9 protein-coding genes are annotated in these 13,108 nt (G+C 63.0%); 5 read left to right on the forward strand and 4 right to left on the reverse strand.

From position 1 onward, the window contains the following. Positions 1-28: 28 nt before the first annotated feature. The gene (hpnO, locus tag GGD61_RS19010) at positions 29-1,420 is read right to left on the reverse strand and encodes an aminobacteriohopanetriol synthase HpnO (protein ID WP_018315705.1); all 1,392 of its coding nucleotides are present in this window, start codon (positions 1,418-1,420) and stop codon (positions 29-31) included. A 141-nt stretch (positions 1,421-1,561) separates the two neighbouring features. On the opposite strand from hpnO, the gene GGD61_RS19015 reads away from it, so the two are divergent. Further along, positions 1,562-2,200: a DUF2147 domain-containing protein gene (locus GGD61_RS19015; RefSeq protein WP_177237110.1), complete on the forward strand. Its 639-nt coding sequence runs from the start codon at positions 1,562-1,564 to the stop codon at positions 2,198-2,200. Here the strand turns inward: GGD61_RS19015 and GGD61_RS19020 are convergent. After that, positions 2,168-4,756, reverse strand: coding sequence for an MMPL family transporter (locus tag GGD61_RS19020; RefSeq protein ID WP_092256750.1), 2,589 nt, complete (start codon positions 4,754-4,756; stop codon positions 2,168-2,170). The genes GGD61_RS19015 and GGD61_RS19020 overlap by 33 nt on opposite strands. 462 nt (positions 4,757-5,218) lie before the next feature. On the opposite strand from GGD61_RS19020, the gene ispH reads away from it, so the two are divergent. The 4 genes from ispH to GGD61_RS19040 all read left to right on the forward strand — a co-directional run bounded on the left by ispH (position 5,219) and on the right by GGD61_RS19040 (position 10,254). Then, on the forward strand, positions 5,219-6,145 hold the full coding sequence (gene ispH, locus GGD61_RS19025; protein ID WP_018315702.1) for a 4-hydroxy-3-methylbut-2-enyl diphosphate reductase: 927 nt from the start codon (positions 5,219-5,221) through the stop codon (positions 6,143-6,145). Between the two features lie 36 nt (positions 6,146-6,181). Beyond that, a complete protein-coding gene (gene hpnH, locus GGD61_RS19030; protein WP_018315701.1) occupies positions 6,182-7,342 on the forward strand; it encodes an adenosyl-hopene transferase HpnH in 1,161 nt (386 codons plus the stop codon). Between the two features lie 1,646 nt (positions 7,343-8,988). After that, positions 8,989-9,654 carry a hypothetical protein gene (locus GGD61_RS19035; RefSeq protein WP_092256753.1) on the forward strand — a complete coding sequence of 222 codons (666 nt, stop codon included), beginning with the start codon at positions 8,989-8,991 and terminating at the stop codon, positions 9,652-9,654. Between the two features lie 66 nt (positions 9,655-9,720). Further along, positions 9,721-10,254 carry an REP-associated tyrosine transposase gene (locus tag GGD61_RS19040; protein ID WP_092256755.1) on the forward strand — a complete coding sequence of 178 codons (534 nt, stop codon included), beginning with the start codon at positions 9,721-9,723 and terminating at the stop codon, positions 10,252-10,254. Between the two features lie 107 nt (positions 10,255-10,361). Here GGD61_RS19040 and GGD61_RS19045 read toward each other — a convergent pair whose 3' ends face one another. Both GGD61_RS19045 and shc read right to left on the reverse strand, forming a co-directional pair. Then, positions 10,362-11,111 carry a phosphorylase gene (locus GGD61_RS19045; RefSeq protein WP_177237111.1) on the reverse strand — a complete coding sequence of 250 codons (750 nt, stop codon included), beginning with the start codon at positions 11,109-11,111 and terminating at the stop codon, positions 10,362-10,364. After that, complete coding sequence (shc, locus tag GGD61_RS19050; protein ID WP_183230992.1) at positions 11,108-13,105, reverse strand: squalene--hopene cyclase; 1,998 nt, start codon at positions 13,103-13,105, stop codon at positions 11,108-11,110. The genes GGD61_RS19045 and shc overlap by 4 nt, the downstream gene beginning before the upstream one ends. Positions 13,106-13,108: the final 3 nt, after the last annotated feature.

The following is a 13,108-nucleotide window of genomic DNA, read 5'->3' on the forward strand; positions in this document are numbered from 1 at the left end:
GACGGTTGCCGGGATAGCTCGGCCGAATTCAGGCCGACCTTCTCACCGCGTTGTCCACCAGCGTCTTGCCGAGCGACCAGATCGCGCCGGGGACCTTATGGCTGCCGGCGATGACGTCGTCGAACGCCTTTTCGATCCAGCTGCAATCTTCCTCGGTGATGGTGAGCGGCGGCAGCAGCTTGATGGTGTGGCTGCCGTGACCGGCCACTTGCGTGAGGATCTTGTGATCCTTGAACAGCGGCACGGTGATGAGCTGGCAGAACAGGCCCTTGTTGGCTGTCTCCAGCACGTTCCAGGAGGCGCGCAGCCGCAGCGATTTCGGCGGGCCGAACTCGACGCCGATCATCAGGCCCTTGCCGCGCACTTCCTTCATCAGCTCGTAGCCGGGCACCATGCGCGTCAGCGCGAGGCGCAGCTCGGCGCCGCGCTTGGCGGCGGACTCGATCAGCTTCTCTGACTCCATCACGTCCAGCGTGGCGATGCCTGCGGCCATCGCGAGGTCGTTCTTGGAGAAGGTGGAGCCGTGCACGACGGCGCGGTCCATCTGGTTGAAGATCTTGTCGAAGATGGCCTTGCGCGTCAGCACCGCGCCGACCGGCACGTGGCCGCCAGATAGCGACTTCGACAGCAGCACCATGTCGGGCTCGACGTTCCAATGCTCGACCGCGAGGAAGCGGCCGGTGCGGCCCATGCCGGTCTGGATTTCGTCGGCGACGAACAGCGTGCCGTACTTCTTGCAGAGCGCAGCCGCGCCCGGCAGGAACTCGTCGGTGGGCATGTTGACGCCCTTGCCCTGGATCGGCTCGACCACGAACGCCGCGACCTCGCGCGAGGCCAGCGCCTTTTCCAGCGCGGCCAGATCGTTGAACGGGATCGAGGTGCAGCCCGGCAGCAGCGGCTCGAAGCCGGTGCGGAAGTTCGAATCACCCGTCAGCGACAGCGCGCCATAGGTCAGGCCATGATAGCCGTGGGCGCAGTAGACGATGCCGGGGCGGCCGGTGGCGCCGCGCGCGAACTTGATCGCGGCTTCGACGCATTCGGCGCCGGAATTGGCGAAGAACGCCTTGTCCAGATAGGGGACATATTTCAGCAGCCGCTCGGCGAGCACTCCGGCAAGCACGGAAACGTCGAACTGGACGAGGTTGGGCAGGTCGGCATCGAGCACGCTCTTGAGCGCGTCGCGCATGACCGGATGATTGCGCCCGATCGCAAACACACCAAAGCCGGACAGCAGGTCGAGATAGCGCGCGCCGTCGCGATCGTAGAGATACTGCCCCTGCCCCTTCTGGAAGCCGACATCGTAGCCGATGGTCTTGAGAACCCGAACGAACTGCTCGTTCAGATACCGATTATGCAGGGTGCTGCGCTGGGCCTGACGGTCCGCGAAAAGCTCAGACATGTCTGGATTTGGGCTGTGCATCCGTTACATACTTCGGTTGAGGGCCGTCTCGTCAACTGAAAAGGGACCGTTACTGAAAACGGTCTGTGCGGCCTTTTGCCCTTTTTCGGACCATCTTCGCAAGCACAGCTTTAGCCCATGTTGCACTGCCAAGGAACTATCATGCGTTTAGCCCTTTACACCGGACTAATACTGGTTGGCGGTTACACCTGCCTGACCCCGGCGCTCGCCGCGGATCCCACCGGCGACTGGCGGGTTGCCGACGGCGTCGCCAACATTCGCGTCGCCCAATGCAATGGCAGCATGTGGGGCGCGGTTTCCTGGGAAAAGCAGCCCGGCGGCCGTGACGAGAACAATCCGGATGCCTCGAAAAAGACCAGGCCGACGCTGGGCATGGCGACGCTGATCGACATGAAGAAGAAGCCCGGCGCCGATCAATGGGAAGGGCAGGTCTACAACGCCAAGGACGGCCAGCTCTATAGCGCGACCATCACGCCGGCCGGCGCCGACCAGCTCGAAATCAAGGGCTGCGTGATGGGCTTCCTCTGCGGCGGCGAGACCTGGACCCGGGTCGGCCCGCCGATCCCCTTGAGCACCGCCAATGCCATGGCCAAGGGCGCGCCCAAGTCCACCGGCGCGGCGCCGAAGGCTCAGGGCACGATGGGCGCGACAGCGGCGCCTGCGCCGGCGGCGGGGGTCCCGAAGAGCGCCACCGCCCCCGCCAAGCCGGGTCAGAAAGGTGCCGCCGACCCGGTCGGCGACATCTGCCTACTCCCTGAGATTGCGGGGTTTGCCCATTAGGGCCGGCTGGAACAGCAGCACGGCGGCGAGCGTCGTCACCAGCGAGAGTGCCAGCAGCTTGCCCATGCTGGACGTGCCGGGATGGCTCGACAGCCACAGGCTGCCGAATGCGGTTGCGGTCGTCAGTGCGCTGAAAAAGATCGCGCGCGTCAGGCTGGTCTGGAGCAGGTTTGTCCTGCCCGAGCGCCAGGCCACGACATAGTAGATCTTGAAGGCGACGCCGACGCCGAGCAGCAGCGGGAACGCGACGATGTTGGCGAAGTTGAGCGGCAGGCCGATCAACACGCAGATCTCGAGCGTCACCGCGCCGGCAACCAGCAGCGGCACCAGCGTCATCAGCACGTCGACGAACCGCCGCAACGTGATCCACAGCAAGAGGCCGATCACCAGCAGCGCGTAAATGCCGGCGTGGATGAACGCCCGCACCACGGTGTCGCCGGATTTCAGGATCGAGACCGGCCCGCCGATCGCGGTCGGCTCGGCAACGAGCACCGCCGCTGCAAATCTGCGCAGCGTGTCGTTGTCGTTGGGATCGCCCTTGGGCAGCGCCTCGACGCGGATGATGCCGTCCTTGCTCTTCCAGGCACTGACGAGATCGGGCGGCAGTGAGCTCAGGGTGACGGGCCCGGCCTGCATCGCGTTCCTGAGCTGGTCGAACACGATCTTCATCGGCGTGACGAACACGTCTTGCGCCTTGTTGCGCGTGGCCTCGTCGCCATTGGCGAGCTTTTCGAGCGCGTCTGCCAGACGGCGCGAGGCGATCGAGCCCGGCCCCTTCGCATCGCCCGCGGTCCGGCGCAGATTGTCGATCGAGGATTTCAGCGCCTCGACGTTTTCCTTGTCGGTCGGCGCCGCATCGATCTGATCAGGGTTGAGTGCGGGGTTCAGCACCTTGGCGCCCTGCGCGAGCAGCTTCAGCTTCGGCGGCTGATCCTCCGGCACGAAGCTGTTGAGCGACATCACCCGCAGCACCTCGGGCACCTTTTCGAGCTTCGCCTCGACCTGCTTTGCCTGCTCCTCGGACGTGGTCATCACGTTGATGGCATTGGCGCCGGTGTTGGGATCCTTGCGCAGATCGAGGAAGGTCGCGATCGATTCGGCCCTCGGGTTGCGCAGGTTCATCGGGTTGAAGTCGAACTTCATGAAATAGAGTAGCGGCAGGCCGGCGAGCGCCAGCATCAGCGTGCCGCCCACGACCAGCACGCGGTGCTTCTCCAGAAAGTGATCGAGCGGCGCCAGGAAGGCGTAACCGACCGGCTCCTTTTCGCCGGGCGGATTCAGCAGCTTCAGCATGGCCGGCAGAACGGTGATCGAGGAAAGGAACGCCACCAGCATGCCGACGCCCGCGATCTGGCCCAGCTCCGCGATGCCCTTGTAGTCGGTCGGCATGAAGCAAAGGAAGCCAGCCGCGGTCGCCATCGCCGCGAGCGACAGCGGCACCGCCGATCGCTTCGCCGCCAGCACCAGCGCGCCCGTGAGATCGTTGTGCTTGTAGCGCTCGGAGCGGTAGCGGACGCTGTACTGGATGCCGAAATCGACGCCGAGGCCGACGAAGAGCACCGCGAATGCGATCGACAGCAGGTTGAACGATCCGACCATCATCAGGCCGGCGGCGGTCGTCAGCGCGAGGCCGACGAAGAGATTGACGAACACCGCGAAGATGATCTTCGACGAGTGCAGCGCCAGCCACAGGATCAGCAGCACGACGAGGACCGTGCCGACGCCGTTGACGACGGCGCCTTCCTGGACGGTCGCATATTCCTCGTTGGCGATCGGGACCGGACCGGTCAGCCGCACCCGGGCCTGGTATTTGGTCGCAAAATCCAGATCCACTGCGGCCTTGCGGATCGCGTCGGTGGCATCCTTGCCGGGCTCCAGCGCGTTGTAGTCGAGGATCGGCTTGAACTCGATGAAGGCGCGCTTGTCCGAATCCTTCAGCGGCTCGTCACTGACGAGCTCGCGCCAGGAGAAGCTCGCATTGCCCTTGTTGAGCACGGTCTCGACCGTCTGCGCGATCAGGTTGAACGGACGCTCGGTGTTGTCGAGCTTGACCTGGCCGCGCTTGACGCCGGCGAGTCCCGTCTCCAGCGCGCCGGTCAGGCCGCGGATCGAGGGATCGCCAGCCATGATCTCGATCAGGGGCGCTGCAGATTCGAATTGGCTGGTGATCTTGCCGACCTCTTCGGTCGGCAGGAACAACAGTCCGTTCTTTTCGAAGAACTCCCCGCTGCCGAGCTGCTGCAGGGACTGGAAGTTGGTCTTGTCGTCCCTCAGCCTGGCATAGAGCGCGTCCGCCGCGGCGCTCGTCATCTCCGGGGTCCTGGCCTCGATCACAGCGAGGATCGTTTCGTTTTGATCGAACGCCTTGTCGAACTGCTGGTCACGCTTGCGCCAGTCGAGGTTCTGGGAAATCAGCGAATTGATGTCGGTGTTGATGGCGAAGTGGCGCGCAGCGTAATAGCCCGCTCCCACCGACAGCAGGAGCCCGAGAACGACGACGAGGGAGGCAAACCGGGTGCAGGCCCTGACGATGGCAACGACTACGCTTTGCAGCACTTCTTTTCTTTCTGCGGTTAACAGCTTGCCGGAAACGCCCGCTGTTTATCGGAGTTCCCGGGCGAAACCTATTGCTGTTTTGAGAGGCTCTCGCCGCCAGAAGGTTCGAGGTAAACGGCGGCAGACCGTGGCAAAATCATGCGGGGCGGTCGGTATAGCCGGGGAGTTGAGGCGGGAACGTGACGAAGGGCTGGTCACTGATGTCGCTGGCTTGCATACACCCACGTCTCTACTATAATACCGTAAAATCGGCTCGGCAGGGAACCCAGGTCCATTCGAGCTTTCCTTACCGCCGATTTTTTGACACAAAGTATTGCGCCTCCATGCGCCGGAGCCCCGACGGGGGTGGGTGGCTACCGCGTGCGCGGACCAATGGTGCGGATATTGCAACGCATTGGTCAGTATCGAGGTGCCGCCGGGACTTACGAAGCGGATTGGTGCAACTTGCGTGATGGGCGACCAATGGAAGTTTATCTGGCGCAACCGCGCGGCTTCTGCGCGGGCGTGGTGCGTGCGATCGAGATCGTGGAACGGGCGCTGGAGAAGTACGGCCCGCCCGTCTACGTGCGCCATGAGATCGTGCACAACAAATACGTCGTCGAGAGCCTGAAGAACAAAGGCGCCATCTTCGTCGAGGAGTTGTCCGAGGTACCGCCGAAGGCGGTGACGGTCTTCAGCGCTCACGGAGTCGCCCGCAGCGTCGAGGAAGAGGCCGCCGCGCGCGACCTTCCCGTGCTCAATGCCACCTGCCCGCTGGTCACGAAAGTTCACAATCAGGGGAAGCGCTACATCACCAAAGGCCGCACGCTGATCCTGATCGGCCATGCCGGCCACCCCGAGGTCGAGGGCACGATGGGCCAGGTTCCCGCCCCCGTGCTGCTTGTCCAAAGCGTTCAAGAGGTTACGGCCCTGACGCTGCCGGCGGATACGCCAGTGGCCTACATCACCCAGACCACCCTGTCGGTCGACGACACCAAGGATATCATCGCGGCCCTTCAGACCCGCTTTACAGATATTCAAGGTCCGGATATCCGGGATATCTGCTATGCGACACAGAACCGCCAATCTGCGGTAAGGGACTTGAGCAAGCTGGTCGACGTGATCTTGGTGGTGGGCGCTGCCAATAGCTCGAATTCGAACCGGCTTCGCGAAATCGGCACCGAAGCCGGCGTTGCGAGTTATTTGATTGCCGACGGCAGCGAGCTCAATCCGGAGTGGTTGAAAAATGCCAGGACCGTCGGCATCACGGCCGGCGCTTCGGCGCCCGAGGTACTCGTGGATGACGTGATCGAAGCGATGCGGCGAATCGGACCGGTCAAGGTCCAGGTGTTGCCGGGCCGCGAGGAAAACATCGAATTCCGGCTTCCGGCCCAACTGGCTGCGAGCTGACCCACCCGAATTGAAAAGCCCAGAAAGAAACTTGTAATGGCCATCCCCTTCTTCAAGGAAATGCGTATCGGCGGCTATTTGCTCAAGCAGAAATTGCTTGGCCGCAAGCGCTATCCGCTCGTGCTGATGCTGGAGCCGCTGTTTCGCTGCAACCTCGCCTGCGTCGGCTGCGGCAAGATCGATTATCCGGATGCGATCCTCAACCGCCGCATGACCGCGCAGGAGTGCTGGGACGCGGCCGACGAGTGCGGCGCGCCGATGGTCGCCATTCCCGGCGGCGAGCCGCTGATCCACAAGGAGATCGGCGAGATCGTGCGCGGCCTCGTTGAGCGCAAGAAGTTCGTCTCGCTCTGCACCAACGCGCTGCTGCTCGAGAAGAAGCTCGATCTGTTCGAGCCCTCCCCGTATCTGTTCTTCTCCGTGCATCTCGACGGCCTGAAGGACCATCACGACAAGGCGGTGTCGCAGAAGGGCGTGTTCGACCGCGCCGTCTCCGCAATCAAGGCGGCCAAGGCGCGCGGCTTCACCGTCAACGTCAACGCCACCATCTTCGACGGCCATCCGGCCGAGGAGATCGCGAAGTTCCTCGATCTCACCGTCGAGCTCGGTGTCGGCGTCTCGATGTCGCCCGGCTACGCCTATGAGCGCGCGCCGGACCAGGAGCACTTCCTCAACCGCACCAAGACCAAGAAGCTGTTCCGCGACGTCTTTGCGATGGGCAAGGGCAAGAAGTGGAATTTCATGCATTCCGGCCTGTTCCTGGACTTCCTCGCCGGTAACCAGGAATACGAGTGCACGCCCTGGGGCATGCCCGCGCGCAATATCTTCGGCTGGCAGAAGCCCTGCTATCTGCTCGGTGAAGGCTACGCCAAGACCTTCAAGGAGCTGATGGACACCACCGACTGGGAGACCTACGGCACCGGCAAGTACGAGAAGTGCGCCGACTGTATGGCCCATTGCGGCTACGAGCCGACCGCGGCGACCGCAGCCCTCAACAACCCGCTGAAGGCGATGTGGGTGTCGCTGCGCGGCATCAGGACCTCTGGTCCCATGGCGCCGGAGATCGACATGAGCAAGCAGCGCCCGGCGCAGTACATTTTCTCGGCGGAAGTGCAGAAGCGCCTGTCGGAGATCCGCAAGGACGAGGCCGAGGCCGCGCAGGCGAAGGCCGCGCAGAAGGCTTCGACCGCGGCGTAAAGCGGCAATCATATTTGCAACTGAGAAAGGCCCGATCGCGAACGCGAACGGGCCTTTGTCTTGTGCGCCGTCAGACGAGCGGCCCGTGTCCCGGACGCGCTACAGCGCTCTTGCCCGCTCTCTCCATGCCGTCATTGCGAGGAGCTCTTGCGACGAAGCAATCCAGAATCCTTCCGCGGAAGGATTCTGGATTGCTTCCGCCTTCGCCAAAGGCTTCGGCGGACAAGTCGCTGCGCTCGCAATGACGGCGTATGTGGCACCGGCTCGCTTTCACCATCAGCGCTCTTCCTCGCAGACACACCTGCGCACTCTCGCGGCTTCTTTCGCCCGAGCTTTGCTGTTCGTTCACGCCCATGAAAGCCAGAGGGCGCAGGGAAGACCGGGCGCCGGCGGCACCCGCGGTCCGCGTGCATGGAAAAACGCACACGGGGTGGACTACAGGTGTTGCCGGTCGCCCGGCCTTCCCTGCGCGGATGGTTTTAACGGTGTCCTTCGTGCTCTCCTCGGGGAGCGATGCACTGTTGCCCCCGTCGCGTTGCGGCTGGTCGATGCACGCGCCCGGTCGGGCCGCCGCATCACCGCAAGGCTTGACGCCAGCCTGCGGGCGTCAGGACCACACGACTTCTCCGTCCGCGGACGGTCTGGCCTGATCGCCGAGAGCTAGCGTGTGCTCGCCCCCGGACGACGACCAAAACCGCTGTGACCACGCCGTTCGTCCCGCGATGCTTATGACTCGCGGTTGCCCGCCCTGTCATCGCCTCTCGCGCCGGCGCTGCCGCGTCCACCGCACCCCGACCCGCATCTCGTGACGATCGCGAAGCGCCCCTCTGGGAGGGCCGGGATAAGCGCTCTATGCCATAAATCCGAAATTCGGGAAAGTGGAATATTTTTGTGGGAGTGGGTTGACGGATTACGGATGTTTTGCCCGACGGGTCGTTTTGCAGCTTGCCGCATCGCTCCCCATCGGTCGAAGACAGCGGTCGTCTCATTGTCCCCGCCTTCAATCCTACGGAAGGAGGGAAGAATGCACGATGAACGATCTCGCGTGCTTCGACCTAAAGCTGTATATTCGCGTCAGCGTCTACAGGAGGCTGACCTGCCCCACATCACCAGGATCTTCAAGTCCGGCAGCTCTCAGTTCGTCCGATTGCCGACGCAGTTTCATTTGCCGTGCGATGAGATCGAGGTGGCGCGGCACGGTGACGCCGTCATTTTACGCCCCCAGCGGGAGACCACCGGAACTTGGGCATCGCTTCAAGCTGCCGTCGCGCGCGGCTTCAGCCCTGACTTCACAACTGAGAAACAGGCGGCTAGGGCGTGGGATCCATGAGCTCTTCGCGAAACCCATCGTTGCACCTTCCGCAATCGATGGGTTTCGTTTCGCTCTACCCATCCTACGAGCCAAGAGTTTGCCGATGTTAGTAGCCAACCATGAATTTGCTGAGAGGCGCTTGCCAGCGTCGCGTTTTCGAAGCGCAGCAAGAGCATTTTTCGCAATCTTGCCGGGGCCAATTGGAGCGGTCGTTACCGCCCGATCGAATGCTTCCCCCCTTCCCGTCGTCCATGTGCAGGGAACAGGACATATCCCGATTTGCTCGGTAAGGGGACGACTAGCTCAAGCTGGTCGGGATGTCGCCGTGCGAGCAATGGCCGTCGCGCTGATCTCGTTCTCATTGCTTGCGTGCGGTGTATCGCCTTCCGTGGCTCAGGAGGACCAGAGCTTCCAACATTTCATCTGGCAGAGAGACGAATCCAACGGGATGGAAGTCGCGATGTCGACAGGCGAGCCAGCCTTCAATTTCTTTGATGTTGGCAACCTTTCGCCGAACAGTCTCTACCTCGTTCAACAGGTTCTCGGTGACATCTCGCGCGCCGCTGGAAAGAAGGTCGATCGGAGCCTGACGAGCTCTTCAATCGCGGTGTTTCATGACACGAACGTGTTTCTTCGTTTGAAGAATGACAGAGCCGCTTTCACGACTTTGGGAATCCCGGAGCATGTCATTGATGATCTCAAGGGGCGAATTACTGATGACGCAAGGTGCCTCTCAAATACTCGAACGGACGCCAAAGGCAATGTCATCTTCACGGTGATTCTTTTATCCGAGAGATTCAATGATTGCCTGGTCAGCGGGTTGAATTATTCATTTGGCATTCGTGCGTCGAACGTCAGTATTGCAACGCTCCTTAGCGTTTGCGTTCTATACGAGGGACGAAATCGCGGTCTTCGCGATCGCCAAAGTCTTTCCCGAGAAGCCCCGAAACTTCGCGATCTGTGTCTGGCCAAGGCTGAAGCGCACAGCCCGGATGGGTAGAGCCCGTAGGACGGGTCGAGCTGTTCGCGAAACCCATCACACTTGTTTCGTGATAACCTCACGCCCATGACCGGGTACCGTCGCAACCTAGTTCCGGGCGGATGCTTCTTCGTCACCGTCAATCTGGCGGAGCGGAAGCTATCGTTGCTGACGGATCATGTCGGACTGTTGCGCTCCGCGTTTCGTGAGACGCACCGGCGCCATCCCTTTACGATCGATGCCATCGTGGTGTTGCCAGATCACCTTCACACCGTGTGGACGTTGCCCGGAGGCGACGCCGATTTTGCGATGCGCTGGCAATTGATCAAGTCCGCGTTTTCGCGCCGTCTGCCGCGAAACGAGAGGATATCCCAGAGCCGTTCGACCAAAGGCGAACGGGGCATCTGGCAACGCAGATATTGGGAGCATACCATTCGCGACGAAATCGATTTCGTTCGGCACGTCGATTATGTTCATATCAATCCGGTCAAACACAGGCTCGTCGACCGGGTCCGCGACTGGGCGCCGTCCTCGTTTCATCGTCACGTGGAGCTCGGCACCTATCCAGCCGATTGGGCGGGCGATCAGTCAGATGATGGCCGCGATTATGGAGAGCGGTGATCGGAAAGTGATGGGTTTCGCAAGGGCTCAACCCATCCTACGCCCCAACGAAAAAGGCCCGGTCGCGCGACCGGGCCTTTCCTCTATTCCCAGCTTTCCGTCGCCCCTCAGGCCGCCTTCGACACCAGCTCCTCGCTCTCGATGATCTCGGTCCCGATCAGATAATCTCGGCAACCACGCAGCGACCGCAGCGCGCGGTTGAAGTCGATGCCGGTCGAGACCAGCGCATGCAGCGTTGCCGGATTGCGCACGATGCCGCGCAGCACGGCGGCGAGGTCGATCTGGCCGTTCGGCTTGATCGCGGCACGGGCGAGCGCCGGCAGCGCGCGGTGGGCGGGGTCACTGATGACGCGGACCGCGGCAAAGGGCAGCCCGGCCTCGGCGGCGTAGGCGGCGGCGATGTGGCTTTCCATGTCGACGGCCGAAGCGCCCGTCTCCGAGTGCAGCGCCGCCTTGCAGGCGCGCTTGGTGACCACTTCCTCGGCACCGGCGAGGCTGCCACGCACCACGCGGCGACGGCCCGAGGTCAGGCGGTCGATCAATTCGTCGCCGAGCGAGAGCCCTGCGGCCCAACGGGTGTCGCCGTCGAGCACCTCGGTCGCCAGCACGACGTCGCCGGAGCGCAAGCTCGGGTCGAGCCCGCCGGCCACGCCGAACGAGATCACGCCGCGAATCGTCTCCGGATCCACCACCGTCAGCAGCGCCCGCAACTGGGTCGGGCTGCTGGATGAACAAATAACCGCCATTCCGGGCCCGGCTGCGATGCGGGCCTCCTGAACCAGTCCGGTCACGATCAGTATCGGCCGCGGGTCGATGGCATTACCCGCGGTAAGATAGTCCCCCGTCCCCAAAGTCACATTCCGACCCCTACCACCCTGCTGTTGGTGTTCCGCAAGTTCCGATACCGCGCCAACGCCCACAGCGGGAAGAACTTCGGGTAACCATGATATCGCAGATAGAATACACGCGGAAAGCCTGTGGCGGTGTACCGTTGCTCGTCCCACAGTCCTTTTTTGTTCTGTGTTGCAATCAGGTACTCCACCCCGCGGGCGACGGCCGGGTGATCAACCTCGCCTGCCGCCATCAGGGCAAGCAAGGCCCATGCCGTTTGCGAGGCGGTCGAGGGGGCGGCCTCCCATCCCCGGTAGTCGAGGCGGTAGCTGACGGCGTCCTCGCCCCAGCCGCCGTCCTTGTTCTGGATCGAGGCCAGCCAATCCGCGGCCTTGCGAATCATGGGATCCCCGTGGTCGACCCCGGCCATGTTGAGGGCGCAGAGCACCGACCAGGTTCCATAGATGAAATTCATGCCCCAGCGGCCGTACCAGGAGCCCTCAGGGTGCTGGGTCTTCCGCAAATAGGCGACCCCGTCGGCCACGTGCTTGCTGGTCTTCTCGGTCTCGCCGAGCTGGGCCAGCATCGAGATGCAGCGCGCCGTGACGTCCTCGGTCGGCGGGTCGAGCAGCGCGCCATGGTCCGAGAACGGGATGTTGTTGAGATAGTATTCGAGATTGTTGACGTCGAAGGCGGCCCAGCCGCCATCGTCGCTCTGCATGCCCTCGATCCACTCCCGGCCGCGATCGATCGCGGCGTCGTAGCCGGTCGCACCGTGCTCCCGGCGCATGCGGTCCATCGACATCACCACCACGGCGGTGTCGTCGAGATCGGGGTAATGAGCGTTGTTGTATTGGAAGGCCCAGCCGCCCGGACGCACGTCGGGCCGCTTCACGGCCCAGTCGCCCTTCAGCTCGAGCTCCTGCTTCGGGATCAGCCAGTCGAGGCCCTGCTTGGCCGCCGGCACCGCCTTGTCGCCGCCAGCTTCCAGCAGCGCATGCGCCGTCAGCGTCGTGTCCCACACCGGCGAGACGCAGGGCTGGCAATAGGCTTCGTCGTCTTTGATCACGAGCAGCTTGTCGATGCCCCGGCGTGTGATCGCGCGCGGCGGGAAGTTTTCATCCTTGCCGAGCGCGTCGTACATCATGACGATGTTGGCCATGGGCGGGTAGATCGCGCCCATGCCGTCCTCGCCGTTGAGCCGCTCCTCGGTGAAGGCGAGCGCCGCATCGATGGCGCGCTTGCGCAAGGCCTTCGGGAACATCGGCTCGATCACGCGCAAGATGGCGTCGAGCGAGCGAAACAGCACGAACCAGGCCATGCTCTGGTGCGGCGCCTTCGCGGTCATGCCGATCGAGCGCGGATCCTGCAGGAATAATTCGTCGATGCCGACGCCCTTCGGATTCTTGGCGAGCGGCTTCAGCGCTGCGAGCACCATCAACGGCACCATCGTGGTGCGCGCCCAGTATGAGATCTTGTTGAGGTGGAACGGCGACCAGAATGGCAGCAGCACGATCTCGATCGGCAGCACCGGCACCGCGCGCCAGGTGACGACGCCGAACATCGCCAGCAGGAAACGGGTGAAGACGTTGCTGTGAATCGCGCCGCCGCGGGCGTGAATGGCCTCGCGCGCGCGCACCATGTGCGGGGCGTCGACGGGATCGCCGATCATCTTCAGCGCGAAATAGGCCTTCACGCTGGCGCTCATGTCGAACTCGCCGTCATGCACCAGCGGCCAGCCGCCATGGGCGCCCTGCACGCGGCGCAGATAATTGGCGATCTTGGCTTCGAGCACGGCATCGACCGGCTCTGCGAGATAGTGGCGCAACAGGACGTATTCGGCCGGAATCGTGCAGTCGGCCTCGAGCTCGAACACCCAATGGCCGTCCGCCTGCTGGAAGTCGAGGACGCCCTGTGTCGCCGATGCAATGCTCGATTCCAGGATGCCCGATTGCAAGATTCCTGGTTGCAAGGTCCCTGGTTGAAGGGCTTCGCGGCTGGTCGCGTTCACGGAATCCATCTC

This window comes from Bradyrhizobium sp. SBR1B, from assembly GCF_014198205.1.
Classification (GTDB): Bacteria; Pseudomonadota; Alphaproteobacteria; order Rhizobiales; family Xanthobacteraceae; genus Bradyrhizobium.

Coding starts and splice junctions, on each gene's coding strand:
- ispH (WP_018315702.1), top strand. CDS start 5,219: ATGGAAGTTTATCTGGCGCAACCGCGCGGCTTCTGCGCGGGCGTGGTG.
- hpnH (WP_018315701.1), top strand. CDS start 6,182: ATGGCCATCCCCTTCTTCAAGGAAATGCGTATCGGCGGCTATTTGCTC.
- hpnO (WP_018315705.1), bottom strand. CDS start 1,420: ATGCACAGCCCAAATCCAGACATGTCTGAGCTTTTCGCGGACCGTCAG.
- GGD61_RS19040 (WP_092256755.1), top strand. CDS start 9,721: ATGACCGGGTACCGTCGCAACCTAGTTCCGGGCGGATGCTTCTTCGTC.
- shc (WP_183230992.1), bottom strand. CDS start 13,105: ATGGATTCCGTGAACGCGACCAGCCGCGAAGCCCTTCAACCAGGGACC.
- GGD61_RS19015 (WP_177237110.1), top strand. CDS start 1,562: ATGCGTTTAGCCCTTTACACCGGACTAATACTGGTTGGCGGTTACACC.
- GGD61_RS19035 (WP_092256753.1), top strand. CDS start 8,989: ATGGCCGTCGCGCTGATCTCGTTCTCATTGCTTGCGTGCGGTGTATCG.